The 24,799-nt window shown below is 56.1% G+C and carries 22 protein-coding genes; 14 read left to right on the top strand and 8 right to left on the bottom strand.

Features of this window, described 5'->3' with window-relative positions; translation table 11 throughout:
• Window positions 1-19: 19 nt before the first annotated feature.
• Genes fhuC through fhuB form a run of 3 tightly spaced genes read left to right on the top strand, consistent with a single transcriptional unit; the run spans window position 20 to window position 3,689 of the window.
• A complete protein-coding gene (gene fhuC, locus PYR66_18970) occupies window positions 20-817 on the top strand; it encodes a Fe3+-hydroxamate ABC transporter ATP-binding protein FhuC (protein WEF27344.1) in 798 nt (265 codons plus the stop codon).
• Window positions 817-1,707 carry a Fe(3+)-hydroxamate ABC transporter substrate-binding protein FhuD gene (fhuD, locus tag PYR66_18965; protein ID WEF27343.1) on the top strand — a complete coding sequence of 297 codons (891 nt, stop codon included), beginning with the start codon at window positions 817-819 and terminating at the stop codon, window positions 1,705-1,707. The genes fhuC and fhuD overlap by 1 nt, the downstream gene beginning before the upstream one ends.
• Before the next feature lie 5 nt (window positions 1,708-1,712).
• Window positions 1,713-3,689 (top strand): Fe(3+)-hydroxamate ABC transporter permease FhuB, encoded by a 1,977-nt coding sequence (gene fhuB, locus PYR66_18960; GenBank protein WEF30504.1) that lies wholly within the window; start codon window positions 1,713-1,715, stop codon window positions 3,687-3,689.
• 86 nt (window positions 3,690-3,775) lie between these two features.
• Here the strand turns inward: fhuB and hemL are convergent, their stop codons facing one another.
• A complete protein-coding gene (gene hemL, locus PYR66_18955; protein WEF27342.1) occupies window positions 3,776-5,056 on the bottom strand; it encodes a glutamate-1-semialdehyde 2,1-aminomutase in 1,281 nt (426 codons plus the stop codon).
• A gap of 179 nt (window positions 5,057-5,235) precedes the next feature.
• On the opposite strand from hemL, the gene clcA reads away from it, so the two are divergent.
• The gene (gene clcA, locus PYR66_18950) at window positions 5,236-6,654 is read left to right on the top strand and encodes a H(+)/Cl(-) exchange transporter ClcA (protein WEF27341.1); all 1,419 of its coding nucleotides are present in this window, start codon (window positions 5,236-5,238) and stop codon (window positions 6,652-6,654) included.
• A gap of 81 nt (window positions 6,655-6,735) precedes the next feature.
• Window positions 6,736-7,080: an iron-sulfur cluster insertion protein ErpA gene (gene erpA, locus PYR66_18945; GenBank protein ID WEF27340.1), complete on the top strand. Its 345-nt coding sequence runs from the start codon at window positions 6,736-6,738 to the stop codon at window positions 7,078-7,080.
• Window positions 7,081-7,120: 40 nt separating this feature from the next.
• Here erpA and PYR66_18940 read toward each other — a convergent pair whose 3' ends face one another.
• Genes PYR66_18940 through mtnN form a run of 3 tightly spaced genes read right to left on the bottom strand, consistent with a single transcriptional unit; the run spans window position 7,121 to window position 9,270 of the window.
• Window positions 7,121-7,744, bottom strand: coding sequence for a TRIC cation channel family protein (locus tag PYR66_18940; GenBank protein WEF27339.1), 624 nt, complete (start codon window positions 7,742-7,744; stop codon window positions 7,121-7,123).
• A 34-nt stretch (window positions 7,745-7,778) separates the two neighbouring features.
• Window positions 7,779-8,579 carry a vitamin B12 ABC transporter substrate-binding protein BtuF gene (gene btuF / locus PYR66_18935; protein ID WEF27338.1) on the bottom strand — a complete coding sequence of 267 codons (801 nt, stop codon included), beginning with the start codon at window positions 8,577-8,579 and terminating at the stop codon, window positions 7,779-7,781.
• A complete protein-coding gene (gene mtnN / locus PYR66_18930) occupies window positions 8,572-9,270 on the bottom strand; it encodes a 5'-methylthioadenosine/S-adenosylhomocysteine nucleosidase (protein ID WEF27337.1) in 699 nt (232 codons plus the stop codon). Before mtnN ends, btuF begins: the two co-directional genes overlap by 8 nt.
• 83 nt (window positions 9,271-9,353) lie before the next feature.
• Here mtnN and dgt point away from each other — a divergent pair, with 83 nt between their 5' ends.
• The 3 genes from dgt to PYR66_18915 all read left to right on the top strand — a co-directional run bounded on the left by dgt (window position 9,354) and on the right by PYR66_18915 (window position 13,775).
• Window positions 9,354-10,868, top strand: coding sequence for a dGTPase (gene dgt, locus PYR66_18925; GenBank protein WEF27336.1), 1,515 nt, complete (start codon window positions 9,354-9,356; stop codon window positions 10,866-10,868).
• A gap of 141 nt (window positions 10,869-11,009) precedes the next feature.
• Window positions 11,010-12,443, top strand: coding sequence for a serine endoprotease DegP (gene degP / locus PYR66_18920; protein WEF27335.1), 1,434 nt, complete (start codon window positions 11,010-11,012; stop codon window positions 12,441-12,443).
• Window positions 12,444-12,617: 174 nt separating this feature from the next.
• Window positions 12,618-13,775, top strand: a complete 1,158-nt coding sequence (locus tag PYR66_18915; GenBank protein WEF27334.1) for a CdaR family transcriptional regulator — start codon at window positions 12,618-12,620, stop codon at window positions 13,773-13,775.
• A 70-nt stretch (window positions 13,776-13,845) separates the two neighbouring features.
• Here the strand turns inward: PYR66_18915 and PYR66_18910 are convergent, their stop codons facing one another.
• The 4 genes from PYR66_18910 to map all read right to left on the bottom strand — a co-directional run bounded on the left by PYR66_18910 (window position 13,846) and on the right by map (window position 18,763).
• On the bottom strand, window positions 13,846-14,232 hold the full coding sequence (locus PYR66_18910; GenBank protein ID WEF27333.1) for a DUF3461 family protein: 387 nt from the start codon (window positions 14,230-14,232) through the stop codon (window positions 13,846-13,848).
• Window positions 14,233-14,339: 107 nt separating this feature from the next.
• Complete coding sequence (dapD, locus tag PYR66_18905) at window positions 14,340-15,164, bottom strand: 2,3,4,5-tetrahydropyridine-2,6-dicarboxylate N-succinyltransferase (protein WEF27332.1); 825 nt, start codon at window positions 15,162-15,164, stop codon at window positions 14,340-14,342.
• Between the two features lie 30 nt (window positions 15,165-15,194).
• A complete protein-coding gene (gene glnD / locus PYR66_18900) occupies window positions 15,195-17,858 on the bottom strand; it encodes a bifunctional uridylyltransferase/uridylyl-removing protein GlnD (protein WEF27331.1) in 2,664 nt (887 codons plus the stop codon).
• A gap of 110 nt (window positions 17,859-17,968) precedes the next feature.
• Window positions 17,969-18,763 (bottom strand): type I methionyl aminopeptidase, encoded by a 795-nt coding sequence (gene map, locus PYR66_18895; GenBank protein ID WEF27330.1) that lies wholly within the window; start codon window positions 18,761-18,763, stop codon window positions 17,969-17,971.
• A 323-nt stretch (window positions 18,764-19,086) separates the two neighbouring features.
• Here map and rpsB point away from each other — a divergent pair, with 323 nt between their 5' ends.
• From rpsB to ispU, 6 genes are all read left to right on the top strand, one after another.
• On the top strand, window positions 19,087-19,812 hold the full coding sequence (gene rpsB / locus PYR66_18890; protein WEF27329.1) for a 30S ribosomal protein S2: 726 nt from the start codon (window positions 19,087-19,089) through the stop codon (window positions 19,810-19,812).
• A gap of 119 nt (window positions 19,813-19,931) precedes the next feature.
• Entirely contained in the window at window positions 19,932-20,783 is an 852-nt protein-coding gene (tsf, locus tag PYR66_18885) for a translation elongation factor Ts (GenBank protein WEF27328.1), read from the top strand.
• Between the two features lie 147 nt (window positions 20,784-20,930).
• On the top strand, window positions 20,931-21,656 hold the full coding sequence (pyrH, locus tag PYR66_18880) for a UMP kinase (protein ID WEF27327.1): 726 nt from the start codon (window positions 20,931-20,933) through the stop codon (window positions 21,654-21,656).
• 151 nt (window positions 21,657-21,807) lie between these two features.
• Window positions 21,808-22,365: a ribosome recycling factor gene (gene frr / locus PYR66_18875; protein ID WEF27326.1), complete on the top strand. Its 558-nt coding sequence runs from the start codon at window positions 21,808-21,810 to the stop codon at window positions 22,363-22,365.
• Between the two features lie 218 nt (window positions 22,366-22,583).
• Window positions 22,584-23,780 carry a 1-deoxy-D-xylulose-5-phosphate reductoisomerase gene (ispC, locus tag PYR66_18870; GenBank protein ID WEF27325.1) on the top strand — a complete coding sequence of 399 codons (1,197 nt, stop codon included), beginning with the start codon at window positions 22,584-22,586 and terminating at the stop codon, window positions 23,778-23,780.
• A 255-nt stretch (window positions 23,781-24,035) separates the two neighbouring features.
• Window positions 24,036-24,797 (top strand): (2E,6E)-farnesyl-diphosphate-specific ditrans,polycis-undecaprenyl-diphosphate synthase, encoded by a 762-nt coding sequence (gene ispU, locus PYR66_18865; protein ID WEF30503.1) that lies wholly within the window; start codon window positions 24,036-24,038, stop codon window positions 24,795-24,797.
• The last annotated feature ends 2 nt before the right edge of the window (window positions 24,798-24,799 follow it).

The following is a 24,799-nucleotide window of genomic DNA, read 5'->3' as shown; positions in this document are numbered from 1 at the left end:
CCAACATCAGGTTGTCGCTATGCAGGAACAGACTTCGCACGCTGACACGACATTTTCGTTACATCGCGTGACCTTTCGCGTACCGGGTCGTACGCTGCTTCACCCTCTCTCGCTCACCTTCCCGGCTGGAAAAGTGACTGGCCTGATTGGCCATAACGGTTCCGGTAAATCTACCTTGCTGAAAATGCTCGGTCGCCACCAGCCGCCTTCCGAGGGCGATGTTTTGCTGGATGGGCAACCGCTGGAAAGCTGGAGCAGCAAATCCTTCGCCCGCAAAGTTGCTTATTTACCGCAGCAGCTACCGGCGGCGGAAGGGATGACGGTGCGTGAACTAGTGGCGATTGGCCGCTATCCGTGGCACGGCGCGCTGGGGCGCTTCGGCGCGGCAGATCGTGAAAAAGTGGAAGAGGCTATCGCGCTGGTGGGGCTGAAGCCTCTGGCGCATCGGCTGGTGGATAGCCTTTCCGGCGGCGAACGTCAGCGCGCGTGGATCGCCATGTTGGTGGCGCAGGATAGCCGCTGTCTGCTGCTTGATGAGCCGACGTCGGCGCTGGATATCGCCCATCAGGTCGATGTGCTGGCGCTGGTGCATCGTCTCAGCCAGCAGCGCGGCCTGACGGTGATTGCCGTCCTGCACGATATTAATATGGCTGCCCGCTACTGCGACTATCTGGTCGCGCTGCGTGGCGGCGAAATGATTGCTCAGGGAACGCCAGCGGAACTGATGCGCAGCGAAACGCTGGAGCAAATCTACGGCATCCCGATGGGTATCCTGCCGCACCCGGCTGGCGCGGCGCCGGTAAGCTTTGTCTATTGATGGAAAATTCGAATTTCTTCTCACGCCGGCGCTTGCTGATGGCGATGGCGCTGTCACCGCTGCTGTGGCAGATGCGCGGCGCGCAGGCGGCGAACGTTGACCCGCAGCGCGTCGTCGCGCTGGAATGGCTACCGGCGGAACTTCTGCTGGCGTTAGGCATCACGCCCTACGGCGTGGCCGACATTCCCAACTACAACCTGTGGGTGAATGAACCCGCGCTGCCCGCCTCGGTTATTGATGTCGGCCTGCGTACTGAACCCAATCTTGAATTGCTGACGCAGATGAAGCCGTCGTTTATCGTCTGGTCGGCGGGTTATGGCCCATCGGCGGAAAAGCTGGCGCGTATCGCGCCCGGGCGTGGTTTTACCTTCAGCGACGGTAAACGTCCGCTGGCGATGGCACAGCGTTCGCTGCTGGAAATGGCCGATCTGCTGGGTAAACCACAACAGGCGAAACGCCATCTGGCTGAATTCGAGGCGCTAATGGATAGCCTGCGTCCGCAGTTTATCGGCCGCGGCGATCGTCCGCTGCTGATGATTTCATTGCTCGATGCTCGCCACGCGCTGGTATTCGGCGAGAACTGCCTGTTCCAGGACGTGCTCGATCGCTTTGGCATTAAAAACGCCTGGCACGGCGACGCGACATTCTGGGGCAGTATCACCGTCGGGATCGACCGGTTGGCGGAATTTAAAGAGGCTGATGTGATCTGCTTCGATCACGGTAACGATCGAGAAATGGCCCAACTGCTGGCGACGCCGCTGTGGCAGGCGATGCCCTTTGTGCGCGCGGGGCGCTTCCAGCGGGTACCAGCGGTCTGGTTCTACGGCGCGACGCTGTCGGCGATGCATTTTGCCCGCGTGCTGGCCGGGGCGCAGGGGAGGGCGGGATGAAGAATATGCGTATTTCGCCATTAGCTGCCGTGTTGCTGGCGGCGCTGCTGGTAGCCGCCTTCGCGCTGAGTATCGTCAATCTCAATATCGCCTTGCCCTATGAGCAGTGGCGCCAGGCGCTGTGGCAGCCGGATATCGATAATATCGCCCAGATGCTGTTCCATTACAGCCTGCTGCCGAGGCTGGCGGTATCGCTGCTGGTCGGCGCCGGGCTGGGGTTAGTCGGCGTACTGTTTCAGCAGGTGTTACGTAACCCGCTGGCGGAGCCGACGACCCTTGGCGTTGCTACCGGCGCGCAACTGGGAATGACGGTCACCGCGCTATGGGCGATCCCCGGCGTGCTGGCATCGCAGTTTGCCGCGCTGGCTGGAGCATGCCTGGTGGGGGCGCTGGTGTTTGGCGTCTCGTGGGGTAAACGTCTGTCGCCGGTGACGCTGATTCTGGCCGGTCTGGTGGTTAGCCTGTATTGCGGGGCCATCAACCAACTGATGGTGATTTTCCACCATGACCAGTTGCAGAGTATGTTCTTGTGGAGCACCGGTACGCTGACACAGACCGACTGGAGCGTGGCACAGCGCCTGTGGCCGCAATTGCTCGGCGGGGCGATACTGACGCTGCTGCTGCTGCGTCCGTTAACCCTGATGGGACTGGATGACGGCGTGGCGCGCAACCTTGGGCTGGCGCTGTCGCTGGCGAGGCTTGGTGCCCTGACGTTGGCTATCGTGATCAGCGCATTGTTGGTTAACGCGGTGGGGATTATCGGCTTTATCGGCCTGTTTGCCCCGCTGCTGGCGAAAATGCTCGGCGCCCGCCGTCTGCTGTCGCGACTGCTACTGGCGGCGCTGATTGGCGCGTTGATTCTGTGGCTCTCAGATCAAATTATTCTCTGGCTCACCCGGGTATGGATGGAAGTGTCGACGGGCTCGGTCACGGCGCTGATTGGCGCGCCTTTACTGCTGTGGCTGCTGCCACGGCTGCGCAGCATCAGCGCGCCGGTGATGAACGCGGGCGATAAAGCGCTGATTGAGCGCCACAACGTGCAGTGGTTCGCGCTGGGCGGATTCGCATTGTTGTTGCTGGCGGTGACTGCTGCGTTGGCTTTTGGCCGCGATGCTCACGGTTGGCAGTGGGCGAGCGGCGATCTGTTGGATCAACTGATGCCCTGGCGTTGGCCGCGTGTACTCTCTGCGCTGTTCGCCGGAGTGATGCTGGCCGTCGCCGGCTGTATTATTCAACGTTTGACCGGTAACCCGATGGCGAGCCCGGAAGTGCTGGGGATTAGTTCCGGCGCGGCGTTCGGCGTGGTATTGATGCTGTTCTTCGTGCCGGGCAATGCCTTTGTCTGGCTGTTGCCTGCCGGTAGCCTTGGCGCCGCAGCGACGTTGCTCGTTATTCTGATTGCCGCCGGGCGCGGCGGTTTCTCGCCGCATCGCATGTTGCTGGCGGGGATGGCGTTGAGTACCGCATTTACGATGCTATTGATGATGTTGCAGGCCAGCGGCGATCCGCGAATGGCGCAGATCCTGACGTGGATGTCCGGCTCGACCTACAGCGCGACGCCGGAGATGGCGCTGCGCAGCGGCATGGTGATGCTGGCGTTGCTGGCGCTGGCGCCGCTCTGTCGCCGTTGGCTGACGATTCTGCCGTTGGGCGGCGAAGCCGCGCGGGCGGTAGGGATGGCATTAACCTCATCACGGGTCGCTTTATTGCTGCTGGCGGCGAGTCTGACGGCGACGGCGACGCTTACGATTGGGCCGTTAAGTTTTGTCGGCCTGATGGCGCCGCATATTGCGAGGATGGTGGGGTTCCGCCGGACGATGCCGCATATGGTGATTTCCGGGCTGATTGGCGGGATGCTGCTGGTCTTCGCCGACTGGTGCGGGCGAATGATCATGTTCCCTTACCAGATCCCGGCTGGACTGTTGTCGACCTTTATTGGCGCGCCTTACTTTATCTATTTGCTGAGAAAGCAGAGCCGCTAACGATCCCGGATAGCGGCGCGTTGCGCCTTATCCGGGCGACTAAACTGTAGCCGGGTAAGCGCAGCGCCACCCGGCATTAAGGTCTATTACAGTTTGGCAAACACCCGACGCGCCGCGTCGATGGTGTTGTTAATGTCTTCTTCGCTGTGGGCGACCGACATAAAGCCCGCTTCAAACGCTGACGGTGCCAGGTAAACACCTTCTTCCAGCATCAGGTGGAAGAAACGTTTGAAGCGCTCCACATCGCATTTCACCACATCCTGATAGCAGGTCACGGTTTCGGCATCGGTAAAGAAGATGCCGAACATGCCGCCGACGTTGTTCACCACCAGCGGGATCCCGGTGTCGCGCGCCGCGTTCAGCAGGCCTTCCGCCAGCTGGTTGGTCAGGTCGGTCAGGGTTTCATGTACGCCCGGTTGCGCCACTTCGCTTAAGCAGGCGAAGCCTGCAGCCATCGCGATCGGGTTGCCCGACAGGGTACCTGCCTGGTACACCGGGCCCGTTGGCGCCAGCGCGTCCATCACTTCACGACGGCCGCCGAATGCGCCTACCGGCATACCGCCGCCGATGATTTTGCCAAGGCAGGTCAGATCCGGCTCAACGCCGTAATAAGACTGAGCGCCAGCCAGCGCCACGCGGAAACCGGTCATCACTTCATCGATAATCAGCAGCGCGCCGAACTCATCGCACAGCGCGCGCAGACCTGGCAGGAACTCCGGCTGCGGCGGGATGCAGTTCATATTACCAGCCACCGGCTCGACGATGATGCAGGCGATATCCTGCGGATACTGTTCAAATGCCGCGCGCACCGAGGCGAGGTCGTTGTAGGTGCAGGTCAGCGTATGCTTAGCGAAATCGGCTGGAACGCCCGGCGAGTTCGGCTGGCCGAGGGTCAGCGCGCCGGAGCCGGCTTTCACCAGCAGACAGTCGGCGTGGCCGTGGTAACAGCCTTCGAACTTAATGATTTTGTCACGACCCGTGAAGCCGCGCGCCAGGCGTATGGCGCTCATCGTGGCTTCGGTGCCGGAGTTCACCATTCGCACCATATCCATCGTCGGCACCAGTTCAGTGACCAGTTCCGCCATTTTCACTTCCATTTCGGTTGGCGCGCCGAAGCTTAATCCGCGCTCCGCCGCTTCAATCACCGCGTTACGGATTGCCGGATGGTTGTGGCCCAGTACCATTGGGCCCCAGGAGCCGACATAATCGATATAAGCTTTACCATCGACATCGTACAGGTAAGCACCGTCAGCGCGTTCAATAAACAGCGGCGTTCCACCTACGCCGGTGAAGGCGCGGACTGGCGAGTTGACGCCGCCGGGGATGAGTTCGCGCGCGGCGTTATACAGACTTTCAGATTTGCTCATGGCCAGGATCCTGGTTCGTGAATAAAGTTATGCGGCTATTCTAAGTTATTCCATGAAGGTTATGAAAGTTTTGCCCAATTGAAACATTAAGCGGACGAAACAATTTTTTCGCGACGCGCGGCGCGGAGACGGCTAAAATGCCTCTTTTCTTATTTGTATTACCAATAGATGTTCAGGGCATGAAAGCAGAAACTCCCTCTTTTGAAGCACATCAATTCGTTCGCGTGCGCCGTAGCGATGCGGTCCGCCGTTTGATTCAGCGCGACAAAACGCCGCTGGCGGTTTTGTTAATGGCGGCAGTGGTCGGTACGCTGGCCGGGCTGGTGGGCGTGGCGTTTGAAAAGAGCGTGAATTGGGTGCAGAACCAGCGGATCGGCGCGTTGGTGCAGGTCGCGGACCACGGATTTTTGATCTGGCCGCTGGCCTTTATCCTGTCGGCGCTGCTGGCCATGATCGGCTATTTTCTGGTACGCCGCTTTGCGCCGGAAGCGGGCGGTTCCGGGATCCCGGAAATCGAAGGGGCGCTGGAAGAGCTGCGCCCGGTACGCTGGTGGCGCGTATTGCCGGTCAAATTCGTCGGCGGGATGGGAACGCTGGGCGCCGGGATGGTGCTCGGCCGCGAAGGGCCGATGGTGCAACTGGGCGGTAATCTCGGGCGCATGGTGGTGGATGTATTCCGCCTGCGCAGCCCCGAAGCACGGCACACGCTGCTGGCCACCGGCGCGGCGGCGGGGCTCTCCGCCGCTTTCAACGCGCCGCTGGCGGGGATCCTGTTTATCATCGAAGAGATGCGTCCGCAGTTCCGCTACAACTTAATCTCGATTAAAGCGGTGTTTACCGGCGTGATTATGTCGAGCATTGTGTTTCGCATTTTTAATGGCGAAGGGGCGATTATCGAGGTCGGCAAGCTGAGCAATGCGCCGGTCAACACCTTGTGGCTGTATCTGATTCTGGGGATGATCTTCGGCTGCTTCGGGCCATTGTTTAATTTTCTGGTGCTGCGGACTCAGGATATGTTCCAGCGCATCCACGGCGGCAATATCAAAAAATGGGTGCTGGTTGGGGGGCTCATTGGTGGGATTTGCGGCCTGTTTGGGCTGATGCAGCCAACGGCGGTGGGCGGCGGATTTAACCTGATCCCTATCGCCGCTGCCGGTAACTTCTCAGTCGGGCTGCTGTTGTTCATCTTTGTCGCCCGTGTGATCACCACGCTGCTGTGTTTTTCCTCCGGCGCGCCGGGCGGTATTTTTGCACCGATGCTGGCGTTGGGCACGCTGCTGGGCACGGCATTTGGTATGGCGGCCATCCCGCTGTTTCCGTCTTATCATCTGGATGCCGGAACCTTCGCTATCGCCGGGATGGGGGCGCTGCTTGCCGCTTCGGTACGCGCGCCGCTGACCGGTATTGTGCTGGTGCTGGAAATGACCGATAACTATCAGCTCATTTTGCCAATGATTATTACCTGTCTTGGGGCAACACTACTGGCGCAGTTCCTCGGCGGTAAGCCTTTGTATTCTACCATTCTGCAACGTACTCTGGCTAAGCAGGAGGCTGAACAGGCAGCGAAAGCGCAGCAGGTACCCCGGGAGAATACTTGAACGATTTACCAGGGTATTAGATAATGGCTCAAAAGGTCCGGTTATTCTTTAACCGGCCGGAAGTATCAATGGGAGCAAAAAATGAGTGATGACGTAGCGTTGCCGCTGGAGTTTACCGAAGCCGCAGCGAACAAAGTAAAACATCTGATTGCGGATGAAGATAATCCGAACCTGAAACTGCGCGTGTACATCACCGGCGGTGGTTGCAGCGGTTTCCAGTATGGCTTCACCTTTGACGATCAGATTAACGAAGGGGATATGACCATCGAGAAACAGGGCGTTGGCCTGGTGGTTGACCCAATGAGCCTGCAGTACCTGGTCGGCGGCGCCGTCGATTATACCGAAGGCCTGGAAGGTTCGCGTTTCATCGTGACCAACCCGAATGCGAAAAGCACCTGCGGCTGCGGGTCCTCGTTCAGCGTTTAACACGTGCCCCGGCCGACATCGCCGCGCCGGGGACGCTTTCCTACCGTCCGTTATCATCCAGCGCAAACGTCGGCAGCTTCAGGTGCCAGCGAATGGCCGCCAGACGAATTCCCAGCGTTACCAGCATCCCCAACATCGCCGAGTTTTCCAGCGACAGCTGGAAGGTGTAGTGTGCCGTAGCATGTACAATACCGCCGACAATACAGGCGGTGGCGTAGATTTCGGTCCGCAGAATCATCGGTACTTCGCGCGCCAGCACGTCGCGAATAATCCCGCCGCCGACGCCGGTGACCACGCCCATGCAGATAGCCACCAGCGGGCCGGTATGGGCGATAAAAGCTTTATTCACGCCAATGCCGACAAACACCGCCAGGCCAACGGCGTCCAGCACCGGCAGGACCCATTTCGGCATTCGCCGCGGCTGGCGCACCAGTAGAATCGTTAACATGCTGGTGACCATCGCCACCACCAGATCGGTGGGATCTTTGACCCAGAACACCGGGCCGTTGGCCAACGCCATGTCGCGGATCGTCCCGCCGCCCACGGCAGTGACCACGCCTAACACCAGCACGCCGAAAGGGTCCATGCGTAATTTTCCGGCCAGTAACACGCCGGAGATAGCAAATACGGCTGTGCCAATAATATCCAGCCAATAGACAAGCATCGTCAGTTCCCGCTCAAAGCCTGTTGCCAGGCCGTTATTTTACCTGCTCAAGCGCAGTACACAGTTGTTTTGCGGCAAGGATAATACGTGGGCCCGCGCGTTCAAACCAGTCGCTATGTAAGACGATGAGCGAAATGGTGAGCTGATTTTGCCAATAGCGCTCAACGGCGGGGATTTTACTGACGTCGCCAGTCATGACGATCGCCTGCGGATGCCTCGACAGCACTTGCTCGCGGCTGACCTGCGGCCAGGGCACGCGGCTGGCGGCAAAAATATTTTCTCCGCCGCAGAGGGTTAAAACCTGATTCTGAATGGAGGCGCTATTGCTGGTGAACAGCGGGTTGGAGCCAAACTGCAGGAAGACGCGCTTTTTCGGCGCGCTGGCATAGCGGGCTTTCAGCGACTCGTAGTCGTTCTGCATTTCCTGAGCCGCCTGGCGGGCTTTTTCCGGCTGCGGGCTCCATGATGCCAGCTGGCGCAGTGTGGCGATAATCGCTTCAATCGATCCCGTGTCCACCCAGATAACCTTGATGCCCAGCGAACTGAGCTGATTGACCTGGCGTTCGGCGTTGCCGCCGCGCCATGCCAGCACTAAATCGGGTTTCAGCGCGACGATGCGTTCAAGATTCATTCCCTGCCAACTGGCGATTTGCTCAATGTTAGCTGCTTCGGGAGGGTAGTCGGAATAGCTGCTGACGCCGACCGGGGTAATGCCGGCGGCAAAGGCCAGTTCGGTATTGGCCGGGGAGAGCGTGACCACCCGCGGCGTGGCGAAAAGCCACGCCGGGGCGAGCAACAGCAGGGCGATGAACGCCTTGTGTAGCGGCTTAGCCACGCGCCAGGTTCTGTACCAGGTTTTCCACCATCAGGGTGGACTGCTTGGCGGCAACGGCGAGGAACTCGTCAAAGCTCAGGTGAGATTGCTGGTCAGCGACGTCGGAGATCGCGCGCACCACCACAAAAGGAATGTTGAAGTTGTGGCAGACGTGGGCGATCGCGGTCGCTTCCATCTCGACGGCAACCGCCTGTGGGAAGTTATGGCGAATTTTCGCCAGCCCTACGGAGCCATTGATGAAAGCGTCGCCGCTGACGATCAGGCCGCGAACGGCGTTGAGGTTCAGTGCCTTGATGCAGGTTTCCGCGGCGGTAATCAGTTTGTCGTCCGCTTTGAAACCGGCCGGACAGCCCGGCAGTTGGCCATATTCGTAGCCAAAGGCGGTGACGTCGGCATCGTGGTAGCGCGCTTCGTCGGAGACGACGATATCGCCCACCGTCAGCGTCGGCGCCAGGCCGCCGGCGGAACCGGTATTGATAATCACATCCGGCTTGCAGCGTTCCAGCAGCAGGGTCGCGCCCATGGCGGCGGCCACTTTACCAATACCGGATTTCAGCAGCGCCACCTCGGTACCGTGAAGTTGGCCGGTATAGATTTCGCTACCGCCGATAGAGAGCGTCTGGCGGTTCTCGATTTTGTCGCGCAGAAGGGTAACTTCTTCTTCCATGGCGCCAATAATGCCAATTTTCATAGATTTACTCGCGATGTGTCAGGATTAGCTGCATAGTCTATCATGCGCTTAAGGGGAAGCGTATTGCTCGCGCGGGAGAGGCTATGGCAAATATTGATTTTCGCAACAAGATTCACTGGCGTCGGCGTTACCGTTCGCCGCAGGGCGTAGAGACGGAACGCGAGATCCTGCGGGTGTTCGAAAGCGATCGCGGGCGCATTATCAACTCGCCAGCCATTCGCCGTCTGCAGCAGAAAACCCAGGTCTTCCCGCTGGAGCGCAACGCGGCGGTGCGCACGCGTCTGACCCACTCACTCGAAGTTCAGCAGGTCGGGCGCTATATCGCGAAAGAGGTGCTAAGCCGCCTGAAGGAGCAAAAGCTGCTGGAGCGCTACGGGCTTGATGAACTGAGCGGTCCGTTTGAAAGCGTCGTGGAAATGGCTTGCCTGATGCACGATATCGGTAATCCGCCGTTTGGTCATTTCGGCGAAGCGGCAATTAACGATTGGTTCAGCAAACGGCTGGCGCCAAAAGACGCGGCCAGCCAGCCGTTGAGCCACGATCGCTGCGACGTCGATGCGCTGCGCCTGCACGAAGACGAGGGGCCGTTGAACGAGCTGCGGCGTAAGGTGCGCCAGGATCTGTGCTGGTTCGAAGGTAATGCCCAGGGGATCCGTATTGTGCATACGCTGATGCGCATGAACCTCACCTGGACTCAGGTAGGCTGCATTCTGAAATATACGCGCCCGGCGTGGTGGCGGGGAGAGACGCCTGCCAGCCATAGCTACTTAATGAAAAAACCTGGTTATTATTTAGCCGAAGAAGAGTATATCGCGCGGCTACGTAAAGAACTGGATCTGGCGCCTTACAATCGATTCCCATTAACGTGGATTATGGAGGCTGCCGATGATATTTCATATTGCGTCGCTGACCTTGAAGATGCGGTAGAGAAACGCATCTTCAGCGTTGAGCAACTATATCAACATCTGTATGACGCATGGGGTACTCATGAAAAAGGATCGTTGTTCGCGCAGGTGGTGGAAAATGCGTGGGATAAATCGCGGGCAAATTCACTGAGCCGCAGTACTGAAGATCAGTTCTTTATGTATTTACGGGTCAACACGCTGAATAAGCTGGTGCCTTATGCGGCGCATCGATTTATCGAAAACTTACCGGCTATCTTTAGCGGTGATTTTAATCATGCGCTGTTAGAAGACGACAGCGATTGCAGCCAGTTGCTTGAACTTTATAAAAACGTCGCGATAAAACAGGTGTTTAGCCATCCGGATGTTGAGCAGTTGGAATTGCAGGGCTACCGAGTGATCAGCGGGCTGCTGGATATCTACGAGCCATTGCTGAAATTATCGCTGGAGGAGTTCAGCCAATTAGTCGAGCAAGAACGCATGCGTAGTTTGCCTATTGCTTCAAGGCTGTTCCAGAAACTTTCGACCCGACATCGGCTGGCCTATGTTGAGGCGGTGAATAAACTTTCGCGCGACACCGAGGAATATCCAGTACTGGAATATTATTACCGCTGTCGATTAATTCAGGACTATATCAGCGGAATGACGGATTTGTATGCGTGGGATGAATATCGTCGCTTGATGGCGGTGGAATAAGCCCAGGTTTTGTAAAGACGGACAATAAATTTTTACTTTTAGCGAAAGTTAACTCCGGAACTTCGCGTTATAAAATGACTCTGAGAGTGCGTACACAGCAACTTTTTCGTTATCCGAAATTTGAAATTGAGATTGAAACCTATGAAAAAAACCACGTTAGCAATGAGTGCTCTGGCTCTGAGTTTAGGTCTGGCGTTGTCGCCGCTCTCTGCGAGCGCGGCTGAAACGGCCTCTTCGGCCACTACTGCACAACAGATGCCGAGCCTGGCGCCAATGCTGGAGAAGGTGATGCCATCTGTCGTGAGCATCAACGTTGAAGGTAGCACCACCGTTAACACGCCGCGGATGCCGCGTAACTTCCAGCAGTTCTTCGGTGATAACTCGCCGTTCTGCCAGGACGGTTCGCCATTCCAGAGCTCCCCATTCTGCCAGGGCGGCGGCCAGGGTGCCCCGGGCGATAATGCACAGCAGCAGAAATTCATGGCGCTCGGCTCCGGGGTTATTATTGATGCAGAGAAAGGCTATGTGGTCACTAACAACCATGTGGTAGATAACGCCAGCACCATCAAAGTTCAACTGAGCGATGGTCGTAAATTTGATGCGAAAGTCGTCGGCAAAGACCCGCGTTCCGACATCGCGCTGATTCAGATCCAGGACCCGAAAAACCTAACGGCGATCAAGCTTGCCGATTCTGATGCGCTGCGTGTTGGTGACTACACTGTGGCGATCGGTAACCCATTTGGTCTGGGTGAAACCGTGACTTCCGGTATTGTCTCCGCGCTGGGCCGTAGTGGCCTGAACGTGGAAAACTATGAAAACTTTATCCAGACCGATGCCGCGATCAACCGCGGTAACTCCGGTGGCGCGCTGGTGAACCTCAACGGCGAGCTGATCGGTATCAACACCGCGATCCTTGCCCCGGATGGCGGCAACATTGGTATTGGTTTTGCTATCCCGAGCAACATGGTGAAAAACCTGACCGAGCAGATGGTTAAGTTTGGCCAGGTGAAACGCGGTGAGCTGGGCATCATGGGTACTGAGCTGAACTCCGAGCTGGCGAAAGCGATGAAAGTCGACGCTCAGCGCGGCGCTTTCGTAAGCCAGGTGATGCCGGGCTCTGCGGCAGCGAAAGCGGGTATCAAAGCTGGTGACGTGATCACTACGCTGAACGGCAAGCCGATCAGCAGCTTTGCGGCGCTGCGTGCGCAGGTCGGCACGATGCCTATCGGCAGCAAAGTCGAGCTGGGTCTGCTGCGTGATGGCAAACCGGTGAATGCCACCGTTGAACTGCAGCAGAGCAACCAGAACCAGGTTGACTCCAGCAGCATCTTCAACGGTATTGAAGGCGCGGAAATGAGCAACAAAGGCCAGGATAAAGGCGTGGTGGTGAGCAACGTGAAAGCGGGCACCCCGGCTGCGCAGATTGGTCTGAAGAAAGGCGATATCATTGTCGGCGCTAACCAGCAGCCGGTGAAAAATATTGCTGACCTGCGCAAAATCTTCGATGCGAAACCGTCAGTACTGGCGCTGAATATTCAGCGTGGTGATACCTCTATCTATCTGCTGATGCAGTAATCGGTAAAAGCGTAACCGCCCCTTCCCTGACCGGGGAAGGGGCTTTTTTTATTCTGTTCCCGGTTCTGTGATTACCGCCACAACTCCATACTTCTCTGTCGTGCTTTGTGCATATGCACAATGCAGCGTCGTCTCAACTCTTCTATGCTGATGCCCTGCTCACGGGAGGTTTACATGGCTGGCTGGCATCTTGATACCAAAATGGCGCAGGATATCGTGGCGCGCACGATGCGCATTATCGATACCAATATTAACGTAATGGATGCCCGTGGACGCATTATCGGCAGCGGCGATCGTGAGCGCATTGGTGAATTGCACGAAGGTGCGCTGCTGGTGCTGTCGCAGGGGCGCGTTGTTGATATCGACGATGCGGTAGCCCGCCATCTGCACGGGGTTCGCCAGGGGATCAATCTGCCGCTGCGTCTGGAAGGTGAAATCGTCGGCGTGATCGGTTTAACTGGCGAACCTGAATCGCTGCGTAAATACGGCGAACTGGTCTGCATGACCGCGGAGATGATGCTCGAACAGTCGCGACTGATGTATCTGCTCGCCCAGGATAGCCGCCTGCGCGAAGAACTGGTGATGAATCTGATTCAGGCGGAAGAGAATACCCCGGCGCTGACCGAGTGGGCGCAGCGTCTGGGCATCGACCTCAATCAACCGCGCGTGGTGGCGATGATTGAAGTGGATAGTGGCCAGCTTGGCGTCGATAGTGCGATGGCCGAGCTGCAGCAGTTGCAAACGGCGCTGACGACGCCGGATCGTAATAATCTGGTGGCTATCGTCTCGTTGACTGAGATGGTGGTGCTGAAGCCGGCGCTAAATGCTTTTGGCCGCTGGGATGCCGACGATCATAGTAAGCGTGTCGAGCAGCTGATCGCCCGGATGAAGGAAAATGGTCAGTTGCAGTTCCGCGTTGCGCTGGGGAATTTCTTCACCGGCCCCGGCAGCATTGCACGCTCTTATCGTACCGCGCGGACAACGATGATGGTCGGTAAGCAACGAATGCCGGAGAGTCGCAGCTATTTTTATCAGGATTTGATGCTGCCGGTGCTGCTGGATAGCCTACGCGGCGGCTGGCAGGCCAATGAGCTGGCGCGCCCGCTGACGCGGCTGAAGGCGATGGATAACAACGGCCTGTTGCGCCGTACTCTGCAGGCGTGGTTTCGTCACAACGTACAGCCGTTGGCGACCTCAAAGGCGCTGTTTATTCATCGCAATACGCTGGAGTATCGACTCAATCGAATTTCGGAGCTGACTGGGCTGGATTTGGGCAGTTTTGACGATCGCCTGCTGCTGTATATTGCGCTACAGCTGGATGAGCAAAGGTAGCGTAGCACAGGCACAAAAAAGCCGGGCGGCGGCTTCGCCTTACCCGGCTCAGAAATCTATTCACCTGTGGCTATTTGCGCGTCAGTTTTTCCAGATCGGCTTCGATTTCGCTGATCTTATTGGTGACGACGCTTTCCAGATGGCGTAAGTCGTCAAGGATCTTACGTTTCAGATCGATTTCCGTGCGATCGCGCTGGCAGAGTTGATCCAGTTCGTCGATCACATAGCGCAGATTTGGGCTTATCTCCTGCACTTCTTTGTATCCCTGGCCGACGCCGTCGGCGACCACGGTTTTACGCTGACGCGGATATTTAAATTTCACGCTCTTGGCGAAGAACTCGCCTTTATCTTTCTGGAAATAGATTTTCAGGATGTCGTTGTTAGCTTCCTGGCGCAGGCTATAGCGATCGATTTCATCAGGATTGGTAATGCCAAGACTTTTCAGATTATCGTACATAACGGTACCTTTGATATCATCATAACCATTGAATAATTAACGAAAAAATCCATTTTCGCCAGCGTCAGATATAAAAAAAGCGGGGTATCTCCCGCTTTTTGTTCTGCTTAGTCGATGGTACGCAGCAGTTCGTTGATGCCAACCTTACCGCGGGTCTTCGCGTCGACTTTCTTCACGATCACCGCACAGTACAGGCTGTATGTGCCATCTTTCGATGGCAGGTTGCCGGAAACGACCACCGAGCCCGCCGGAACACGGCCGTAATGGACTTCGCCGGTTTCACGATCGTAGATTTTGGTGCTCTGGCCGATGTACACGCCCATGGAGATCACCGCGCCTTCTTCAACGATAACGCCTTCTACGATTTCAGAACGCGCGCCGATGAAGCAGTTGTCTTCGATGATGGTCGGGTTAGCCTGCAGCGGCTCGAGAACGCCGCCGATGCCAACGCCGCCGGACAGGTGTACGTTTTTACCGATCTGCGCGCAGGAGCCAACGGTGGCCCAGGTGTCCACCATGGTGCCTTCATCCACAAAAGCGCCGATGTTGACATAGGATGGCATCAGAACGGTGTTGCGAGCAATGAATGCGCCCTGACGGACCGCTGCTGGCGGCACCACGCGGAAGCCTTCTTTCTGGAAACGCGCTTCGTCGTAGTCAGCGAATTTCATCGGTACTTTATCGAAGTAGCGGCTTTCCGCACCATCGATAACCTGGTTATCGTTAATACGGAAAGAGAGCAGTACCGCTTTCTTCAGCCACTGATGCGTCACCCACTGACCATCGATCTTCTCAGCAACGCGCAGCGCGCCGGAATCCAGCAGGGCAATGACCTGGTTTACCGCTTCGCGGGTTACGGTATCCACATTTGCCGGCGTGATGTCGGCGCGACGCTCAAAGGCGGACTCAATAAGGTTCTGTAACTGCTGCATTGTTTCTTTCCATTCACTTAAAAAAATACGTCACCCTTTATCGTTTGGATTGAGGGCCTCTGTCAACCGTTGTTGCACTTCTTGTTGCAGCTCATTATTAAGGGCACGCCGGTCGGCGGTAGCGATTATAAATAAATCTTCTACTCGCTCGCCAATTGTCGTAATTCGTGCGCCGTGAAGCGAAATTCCGAGGTCGGCGAACACCTGGCCGACGCGGGCGAGCAATCCAGGCTGATCGAGTGCAATAAGCTCAAGAAATGATTTTCGGTCGGTATGGGTCGGCAGGAAATTGACCTCGGTGGCGACGGAAAAATGGCGCAGTTTTGCCGGCTGGCGACGCGGCGCCGGCGGCTCCCAGCTACGCTGAGTAATCGTCTGCTCAAGACCGTGGCGAATCGCCTCGTGACGGTCGGCGGAAAGCGGGCTGCCGTCAGGCTCGAGGACAATAAAGGTATCCATCGCCATGCCGTCGCGGGTGGTGAAGATCTGCGCATCGTGGACGCTGAGGTTGCGCCGGTCCAGCTCGCCGCAGACGGCGGCGAACAGGTAAGGGCGATCCGGGCTCCAGATAAAGATCTCGGTGCCGCCGCGGGTGGCTCGCGAACTGAGCAGGATCATCGGTTTAGTGAGATCGTGCTTCAGCAGGTTACGGGCGTGCCAGGCGAGCTGGTTCGGCGTATGCCGCACGAAGTAGTTTGCCCGGCAGCGGTTCCAGATCTGATGCAGCGCTTCTTCATTGATATTGTCCATCCGCAGTAAAGCCAACGCTTGCAACTGATGGTGGCGAACGCGCTCGCGCATATCCGGTGTGCTCTGCATGCCGCGGCGTAGCTGTTTTTCGGTGGCGAAGTACAGCTCGCGCAGCAGGCTCTGCTTCCAGCTATTCCATAGCGTTTCGTTAGTGGCGCAGATATCGGCAACGGTCAGGCATACCAGATAGCGCAGTCGGTTTTCCGTCTGCACCTCTTCGGCGAACTGCTTAATCACCTCCGGATCCTGAATATCGCGGCGCTGGGCGGTCACCGACATCAGCAAATGCTGACGAACCAGCCAGGCGACCAGCTGCGTTTCCCGTGAATTGAGCCCGTGCAGCTCGGCGAACTTCAGTACGTCTTCGGCACCGAGAATCGAATGGTCGCCGCCGCGGCCCTTGGCGATATCGTGGAACAGGGCGGCGATCAGAATGAGTTCCGGATGCGCCAGCCGCGGCCACAGCTCGACGCACAGCGGATGGCGGCTGCGCGTCTCCTCTTTAGCGAAGCTTTCCAGCTTTAACAGCACGCGAATCGTGTGTTCATCAACGGTATAGGCATGGAACAGGTCGAACTGCATCTGGCCGACAATATGCGACCACTGCGGCATATAGGCCCACAGCACGCTATGGCGATGCATGGGCAACAGGCCGCGGCTCACTGCGCCCTGATGGCGCAGCATACTCAGAAAGAGGGTACGCGCTTCCGGGATATAACATAGTGGCTGCGTCAGATGACGGCGCGCGTGGCGCAGATGACGCAGCGTCGTGGAGTAGATACCGGTAATGCTGCTGTTGCGCACCATAATAAAGAACATGCGCAGAATTGCCTGCGGCTCGCGCATAAATAGCGTGTCGTCGCGCAGGTCGATGAGCGTGCCGCGTAGCTGAAAGTCATCATCGATCGGCCGCGGTTTTTCATCCTCGGTGAGCGCGAGGATCGCTTCATCAAACAGCTGCAGCAGCATGTTGTTGAGCTCGCTCACCCGGCGGGTGACGCGGAAGAAATCCTTCATCATATGTTCGATCGGCCGGTTGCCTTCACCCTCATAGCCGAGGCGATGAGCGACATTCAGCTGACGGTCGAACAGCAGACGGTTATCGTAGCGATTTACTTCCAGATGCAGGGCGAAACGGATACGCCAGAGTTGATGCAGACACTCGTTAAGTTCGTTGCGCTCGGCGTCGGTGAGAAAACCGAAACCGACCATTTCATCGAGCGATGTCGCGCCGAAATGGCGGCGAGCCACCCACTGCAGAGTATGAATGTCGCGCAGGCCGCCGGGGCTACTTTTGACGTCCGGTTCCAGGTTGTAGCTGGTGCCGTGGTAGCGCTGGTGGCGGACATTCTGCTCCTCGACCTTGGCGGCAAAGAACTTTTCCGACGGCCAGAAGCCATCGCTGAAAATATGCTTTTGCAGTTCAAGAAACAACGCGACGTCGCCAATCAGCAGGCGCGATTCAATTAAGTTGGTGGCGACGGTGAGATCCGAAAGCCCTTCCAGCAGGCACTCTTCGAGCGTACGCACGCTGTGGCCGACTTCGAGCTTGACGTCCCACAGCAGAGTTAACAGCTCGCCGACCTTTTGCGCCTGCTCGTCCGGCAGCTTTTTGCGGCTCAGAATCAGCAGGTCAACGTCGGAGAGCGGGTGCAGTTCGCCGCGGCCATAGCCGCCGACCGCGACCAGCGCTATATCGTTTATCGCATTAAAGCCGTAGTGGGCCCATAGTCGCTGCAGCAACTGGTCGATAAACTCGGTACGTGCCGCAATGAGTTGTTCTGCGGCTACGCCGCTATCAAACGCGTCGCCAAGCCAGCGCTGGAAGGTATCCAGATGCGCTTTGATCGTCGCGCAGTTTATATCGCTCTGCGGCCAGCGGTTTGGATTAGCCGGCGGGTTTAGCAGAGTCGGGGAGACAGTGTCAGGTACAGAGTTGCTCATCGCGTCACCATAAGAAAAAACTATCACCCGGTTAAAAATCGCCGGGAGCGACTTTTAACGTTGTCTGCGGGACGCCCATCATAAAAAAGCCGGCGGGTGCCGGCTCTTCATTATGCATCGTGCGAGATTATCGCCGGGATGGTGTCATCTTTGCGTAGCGTCAGAATTTCGCAGCCGTTATCGGTTACCACAATAGTATGCTCGTACTGCGCAGACAAGCTACGGTCTTTGGTTTTCACCGTCCAACCGTCCTTCATACTACGGATTTCTTTCTTACCGGCATTCACCATCGGCTCGATGGTGAACGTCATGCCCGGTTTGAGCACCACATTAGTTTCCGCAGAATCATAGTGCAGTACCTGTGGTTCCTCATGGAAGCCGCGACCGATACCGTGGCCGCAGTATTCGCGAACCACGGAGAAACCTTCCGCCTCGACGAATTTCTGGATAGCCGCGCCGATGGTACGCAGGTTGATGCCCGGTTTGACCATTTTCAGCGCCAGATACAGGCTTTCCTGGGTGATGCGGCACAGGCGCTCGCCGAGGATCGTCGGTTTACCGACGATGAACATTTTTGAGGTGTCGCCGTGGAATTCATCTTTAATGACGGTCACGTCGATGTTGACGATATCGCCGTCTTTCAGCAATTTACCGTCATCCGGGATCCCGTGGCACACCACCTCATTAATAGAGATGCAGACCGATTTCGGGAAGCCGTGGTAGCCGAGGCAAGCGGAAACCGCTTTTTGCTCGTTTACGATGTAGTCGTTGCAGATGCGATCCAACTCGCCGGTGCTGACGCCCGGTTTGACGTAGGGTGCGATCATTTCCAGCACGTCAGCGGCCAGGCGGCCAGCGATGCGCATTTTTTCGATGTCTTCAGATGTCTTGATAGATATAGCCATGGAATATGTCCAGCAGTGTCGATTTTTTCGACAATAATAGATTAAGTCCTGTCAATGGTAACAGTCCGGGTACGTTGGTGCCAAATTGAGAATCATTAACAGCACGTGACGCCAACAAGAGTTGGTGTCTGGGTCGATTTTGTGGTATAAAGCGCGCCGGACTTCCGTTCCATCTTCAGATACACAAGGATGGACGTAAGCGACATAGCTCACTTTGTGTAATAACACACACGTATCGGCACATATTCCGGGGTGCCCTTTGGGGTCGGTAATATGGGATACGTGGAGGCATAACCCCAATTTAATCTATAGAGGTTTTAAACATGGCAACTGTTTCCATGCGCGACATGCTCAAGGCTGGTGTTCACTTCGGTCACCAGACCCGTTACTGGAACCCGAAAATGAAGCCGTTCATCTTCGGTGCGCGTAACAAAGTTCACATCATCAACCTTGAGAAAACTGTACCGATGTTCAACGAAGCTCTGGCTGAGCTGAACAAAATCTCTGCCCGTAAAGGCAAGATCCTGTTCGTTGGTACTAAGCGCGCTGCAAGCGAAGCGGTAAAAGAAGCTGCTAACAGCTGCGACCAGTTCTTCGTGAACCATCGCTGGCTGGGCGGTATGCTGACTAACTGGAAAACCGTTCGTCAGTCCATCAAACGTCTGAAAGACCTGGAAACTCAGTCCCAGGACGGTACTTTCGAGAAACTGACCAAGAAAGAAGCGCTGATGCGCACTCGTGAGCTGGACAAGCTGGAAAACAGCCTGGGCGGTATCAAAGACATGGGCGGCCTGCCGGACGCACTGTTCGTTATCGACGCTGACCACGAGCACATCGCTATCAAAGAAGCAAACAACCTGGGTATCCCGGTATTTGCTATCGTTGATACCAACTCTGATCCGGACGGCGTAGACTTCGTTATCCCGGGTAACGACGATGCAATCCGCGCAGTTAGCCTGTACCTGGGCGCTGTTGCTGCTACCGTTCGTGAAGGTCGCTCTCAGGACCTGGCTTCTCAGGCGGAAGAAAGCTTCGTAGAAGCTGAATAATAAGGTTTAAGCCCTTATTAGTACCGTGTATGAATAGGGGCCAATTATCGGCCCCTTTTTTCAATTTACGCTGTTTGGCCGCTGGCCGGGCAGTTTCCACATCTCCCGAGGATTTTAGAATGGCTGAAATTACCGCTTCCCTGGTAAAAGAGCTGCGCGAACGTACTGGCGCAGGCATGATGGATTGCAAAAAAGCACTGACTGAAGCTAATGGCGACATCGAGCTGGCAATCGAAAACATGCGTAAATCCGGCGCGATCAAAGCGGCGAAAAAAGCAGGCAACGTTGCTGCTGACGGCGTGATCAAAACCAAAATCGACGGCAACTACGGTTACATTCTGGAAGTTAACTGCCAGACTGACTTCGTTGCTAAAGATGGTGGTTTCCAGGCATTTGCTGACAAAGTACTGGACGCGGCTGTTGCGGGTAAAATCTCCGACGTTGAAGTTCTGAAAGCACAGTTCGAAGAAGAACGTGTTGCCCTGGTTGCTAAAATCGGTGAGAACATCAACATCCGTCGTATCGCTATCCTGGAAGGCGACGTTCTGGGCAGCTACCAGCACGGTGCTCGCATCGGCGTTCTGGTTGCCGCTAAAGGCGCTGACGAAGAGCTGGTTAAGCAGCTGGCAATGCACGTTGCCGCAAGCAAGCCGGAATTCGTTAAGCCGGAAGACGTTTCTGCTGAAGTGGTAGAAAAAGAGTACCAGGTTCAGCTGGACATCGCGATGCAGTCTGGTAAGCCGAAAGAAATCGCAGAGAAAATGGTTGAAGGCCGCATGAAGAAATTCACCGGCGAAGTTTCTCTGACTGGTCAGCCTTTCGTTATGGAGCCGAGCAAATCTGTTGGTCAGCTGCTGAAAGAGCACAACGCAGACGTGACTGGCTTCATCCGCTTTGAAGTGGGCGAAGGCATCGAGAAAGTTGAGACTGACTTTGCAGCAGAAGTTGCTGCGATGTCCAAGCAGTCTTAATTTTTAAAAGGAGCCGCCTGAGGGCGGCTTCTTTTTGCGCCTCTCTTGTAAAATCAGCCAATCACTTATAGTGGCTGCGCTGAACGATGACATACAATGTCGTCAGAATTAACTCATCTCAATCGTTGACAGTCTCAGGAAAGAAACATGGCTACCAATGCAAAACCCGTCTACAAACGTATTCTGCTTAAGTTAAGTGGCGAAGCTCTGCAGGGTTCAGAAGGCTTCGGTATTGATGCAAGCATACTTGACCGTATGGCTCAGGAAATCAAGGAACTGGTTGAACTGGGTATTCAGGTTGGCGTAGTGATTGGTGGCGGTAACCTGTTCCGTGGTGCTGGTCTGGCGAAAGCGGGTATGAACCGCGTTGTGGGCGACCACATGGGCATGCTGGCAACGGTCATGAATGGCCTGGCAATGCGTGATGCGCTCCATCGCGCCTATGTGAACGCTCGCCTGATGTCCGCTATTCCGCTGAACGGCGTGTGCGACAACTACAGCTGGGCAGAGGCGATTAGCCTGCTGCGCAACAACCGCGTGGTGATCCTTTCCGCGGGTACCGGCAACCCCTTCTTCACCACCGACTCTGCAGCCTGCCTGCGCGGCATTGAAATTGAAGCCGACGTGGTGCTGAAAGCGACCAAGGTCGATGGCGTGTTTACCGCTGACCCGGCGAAGGATCCTTCCGCGACTATGTACGATCAGCTGACCTACGGCGAAGTGCTGGATAAAGAGCTGAAAGTGATGGATCTTGCCGCCTTCACCCTGGCGCGCGACCACAAACTGCCGATTCGCGTCTTCAACATGAACAAACCTGGCGCACTGCGTCGTGTGGTCATGGGCGAAAAAGAAGGCACATTGATTACGGAATAATTCCCGTCGGCGCTAATTCCGGGTAATATTCCGCTTTACTTTAGCGGGGGAAGTTGCCCGGTTAATTGAATTAATCCGGACTATACTTAGCTCACTTTTGCGGTGGGCGACCGTGTGGTCTGTCTGAGACAAGTTTTCAAGGATTCGTAACGTGATTAGCGATATCAGAAAAGATGCTGAAGTACGCATGGAAAAATGCGTTGAAGCATTCAAAAACCAAATCAGCAAAATACGCACGGGTCGTGCTTCTCCAAGCCTGCTGGATGGCATCGTCGTGGAATATTACGGCACGCCGACTCCGCTGCGTCAGCTGGCGAGCGTGACGGTAGAAGACTCCCGCACGTTGAAAATCAACGTTTTCGACCGCTCTATGAGCCCGGCCGTTGAAAAAGCGATCATGGCGTCTGACTTGGGTCTGAACCCAAGCTCTGCCGGTAGCGATATCCGCGTTCCGCTGCCGCCGCTGACCGAAGAACGTCGTAAAGATCTGACCAAGATCGTGCGTGGCGAAGCTGAGCAGGCTCGCGTAGCCGTGCGTAACGTTCGCCGCGATGCGAACGACAAAGTGAAAGCGCTGCTCAAAGAGAAAGAGATCAGCGAAGATGACGATCGCCGTTCTCAGGACGACGTGCAGAAAATGACTGACGCCGCCATTAAGAAAGTGGATGCGGCGCTGGCAGATAAAGAAGCGGAACTGATGCAGTTCTGATTTTCTGCCGCTACGCAGGTCGGGCCTGCGTGAAATCTGAAACGCCGTACAGAAGACCGTACGCTCAATATTTGGGATTGCGTTAAAACAGCCGGCCTTGTAGCCTTCCGTTTTATACTGAAGGCCATTCGCCGCCGTTTTAACCCTGAGAATTGATGCATAGGGGCTTGCTGGCGGCGTTTTGCTTTTTATCCTGTCTCAATTCTTCTGGACGTCTCATGAAGCAATTAACCGTTCTCGGTTCGACCGGGTCAATTGGCTGCAGCACGCTGGACGTGGTGCGTCATAATCCCGATCGCTTTTCCGTCACCGCGCTGGTCGCGGGGAAAAATGTCGATCGTATGGTTGAACAATGTCTGGAATTTACCCCTCGATTCGCGGTAATGGACGATGCGCAAAGCGCTGAACGTCTGCGTGAGCGCCTGCGTGAGCATGGCAACCGCTGCGAAGTGCTAAGCGGCCAACAGGCGGCCGCTGACGTCGCCGCGTTGGATGAGGTCGATCAGGTGATGGCGGCTATCGTTGGCGCGGCCGGTCTGGTGCCGACGCTGGCGGCTATTCGTGCAGGTAAAACGGTGTTGCTGGCGAACAAAGAGTCGTTGGTCACCTGCGGGCGTTTGTTTATGGATGCCGTTCAGCAACACGGCGCGCGTCTGTTACCGGTAGATAGCGAACATAACGCTATTTTTCAGAGTATGCCGGAAACAATTCAAAACCATCTGGGATACGCTGACCTGACGCAGAACGGCGTCTCGTCGATTCTGCTGACCGGTTCCGGTGGTCCTTTCCGGGAAACGGCGATTTCTGAGCTGGCGGCAATGACCCCCGATCAGGCCTGCCGTCACCCGAACTGGTCAATGGGACGCAAAATTTCCGTTGATTCTGCCACGATGATGAATAAAGGGCTGGAGTACATCGAAGCTCGCTGGCTGTTTAATGCTTCCGCTCAACAGATGGAAGTCATTATTCACCCGCAATCGGTGATTCATTCTATGGTTCGCTATCAGGACGGCAGCGTACTGGCGCAATTAGGCGAGCCGGATATGCGTACGCCGATCGCGCATTCGATGGGGTGGCCACAGCGCTTGAATTCTGGCGTGAAACCGTTGGACTTCTGTCAGCTGAGCAACCTGAACTTTTCGGCGCCGGATTACGATCGCTATCCGTGCCTGAAGCTGGCGATGGACGCTTTTGATGTCGGTCAGGCGGCGACGACGGCGCTGAATGCGGCGAACGAAGTCTCGGTGGCCGCCTTCCTGAATAGCGAAATCCGCTTTACCGATATTGCAGCGGTTAATCAGGCTGTGCTGGATACGATGGCACTGAATGAACCGCAAAGTATTGATGAAGTCCTGATGATTGATGCCGAAGCGCGCGTCGCCGCGCAGCGACAACTACGCCAACGAACGGTGTAGGACAAGTCCTTACAGTGCATTGTGATATTTGTGGGCGCTGGGCTTCAGTGATATAGTCTGCGCCACCCGATCGTTGCATTTTGTTGTGAAAGATTACGGTGGCCGTGGCAAGACACGGCTTTTTTGCGTAAAGCTTTTGGTTGTTCTCTGCGATTAGCTGTCGCTCCGACGCCGGATAAAAATGCGTGTTCAGCGCTGCCCGGCGGCGTGCGTGTTGTGGCTTAGCTGATCCTTATTATGGACTTAAAACGCGTTATGTTGTCTGCTAATCAAACTGTCAGCGAAATGTTGCCTGCGCATGGTTGTCGCCATGTCGCCATTATTATGGACGGCAACGGTCGTTGGGCGAAACAACAAGGTAAAATTCGCGCCTTTGGCCATAAAGCTGGAGCGAAATCCGTTCGCCGTGCGGTTTCCTTCGCGGCGAATAATGGTATTGAGGCATTAACGCTTTACGCATTCAGTAGTGAAAACTGGAATCGCCCGGCGCAGGAAGTGAGCGCGCTGATGGAGTTGTTTGTCTGGGCGTTGGATAGCGAAGTGAAGAGCCTGCATCGCCATAATGTCCGTCTGCGGATTATTGGCGACACGGCGCGCTTTAATGCCCGTTTGCAGGAACGTATCCGCAAGGCGGAAGCACTGACGGCAAACAACACCGGGTTAACGTTGAATATCGCCGCCAATTACGGCGGGCGCTGGGATATTATCCAGGGCGTGCGCCAACTGGCTGAAAAAGTACAAAATGGGTTACTTAAACCTGAAGAGATCACGGAAGACTTACTGAGCCAGCAGGTGTGCATGCACGAACTGGCTCCCGTTGATTTAGTTATTAGGACCGGGGGAGAGCACCGAATAAGTAACTTTTTGATTTGGCAAATTGCCTATGCCGAACTTTACTTTACGGATGTTCTTTGGCCCGATTTTGCTGAACAGGACTTTGAAGGTGCACTCCATGCATTCGTTAGTCGAGAGCGTCGTTTTGGCGGCACAGAAGAGCCGGGTGGCAGTCATGCCTGATG

Source organism: Klebsiella aerogenes (assembly GCA_029027985.1).
Lineage (GTDB): Bacteria > Pseudomonadota > Gammaproteobacteria > Enterobacterales > Enterobacteriaceae > Klebsiella > Klebsiella aerogenes_A.
The sequence above is the reverse complement of the archived record's forward strand: the minus strand, read 5'-3'. Positions and strand labels throughout refer to the sequence as shown.

Bases quoted from the DNA above. Each gene is read 5' to 3' on its own strand.
- fhuC (WEF27344.1), top strand. From the start codon at position 20: ATGCAGGAACAGACTTCGCACGCTGACACGACATTTTCGTTACATCGC.
- fhuD (WEF27343.1), top strand. From the start codon at position 817: ATGGAAAATTCGAATTTCTTCTCACGCCGGCGCTTGCTGATGGCGATG.
- fhuB (WEF30504.1), top strand. From the start codon at position 1,713: ATGCGTATTTCGCCATTAGCTGCCGTGTTGCTGGCGGCGCTGCTGGTA.
- hemL (WEF27342.1), bottom strand. From the start codon at position 5,056: ATGAGCAAATCTGAAAGTCTGTATAACGCCGCGCGCGAACTCATCCCC.
- clcA (WEF27341.1), top strand. From the start codon at position 5,236: ATGAAAGCAGAAACTCCCTCTTTTGAAGCACATCAATTCGTTCGCGTG.
- erpA (WEF27340.1), top strand. From the start codon at position 6,736: ATGAGTGATGACGTAGCGTTGCCGCTGGAGTTTACCGAAGCCGCAGCG.
- PYR66_18940 (WEF27339.1), bottom strand. From the start codon at position 7,744: ATGCTTGTCTATTGGCTGGATATTATTGGCACAGCCGTATTTGCTATC.
- mtnN (WEF27337.1), bottom strand. From the start codon at position 9,270: ATGAAAATTGGCATTATTGGCGCCATGGAAGAAGAAGTTACCCTTCTG.
- dgt (WEF27336.1), top strand. From the start codon at position 9,354: ATGGCAAATATTGATTTTCGCAACAAGATTCACTGGCGTCGGCGTTAC.
- degP (WEF27335.1), top strand. From the start codon at position 11,010: ATGAAAAAAACCACGTTAGCAATGAGTGCTCTGGCTCTGAGTTTAGGT.
- PYR66_18915 (WEF27334.1), top strand. From the start codon at position 12,618: ATGGCTGGCTGGCATCTTGATACCAAAATGGCGCAGGATATCGTGGCG.
- PYR66_18910 (WEF27333.1), bottom strand. From the start codon at position 14,232: ATGTACGATAATCTGAAAAGTCTTGGCATTACCAATCCTGATGAAATC.
- dapD (WEF27332.1), bottom strand. From the start codon at position 15,164: ATGCAGCAGTTACAGAACCTTATTGAGTCCGCCTTTGAGCGTCGCGCC.
- glnD (WEF27331.1), bottom strand. From the start codon at position 17,858: ATGAGCAACTCTGTACCTGACACTGTCTCCCCGACTCTGCTAAACCCG.
- map (WEF27330.1), bottom strand. From the start codon at position 18,763: ATGGCTATATCTATCAAGACATCTGAAGACATCGAAAAAATGCGCATC.
- rpsB (WEF27329.1), top strand. From the start codon at position 19,087: ATGGCAACTGTTTCCATGCGCGACATGCTCAAGGCTGGTGTTCACTTC.
- tsf (WEF27328.1), top strand. From the start codon at position 19,932: ATGGCTGAAATTACCGCTTCCCTGGTAAAAGAGCTGCGCGAACGTACT.
- pyrH (WEF27327.1), top strand. From the start codon at position 20,931: ATGGCTACCAATGCAAAACCCGTCTACAAACGTATTCTGCTTAAGTTA.
- ispC (WEF27325.1), top strand. From the start codon at position 22,584: ATGAAGCAATTAACCGTTCTCGGTTCGACCGGGTCAATTGGCTGCAGC.
- ispU (WEF30503.1), top strand. From the start codon at position 24,036: ATGTTGTCTGCTAATCAAACTGTCAGCGAAATGTTGCCTGCGCATGGT.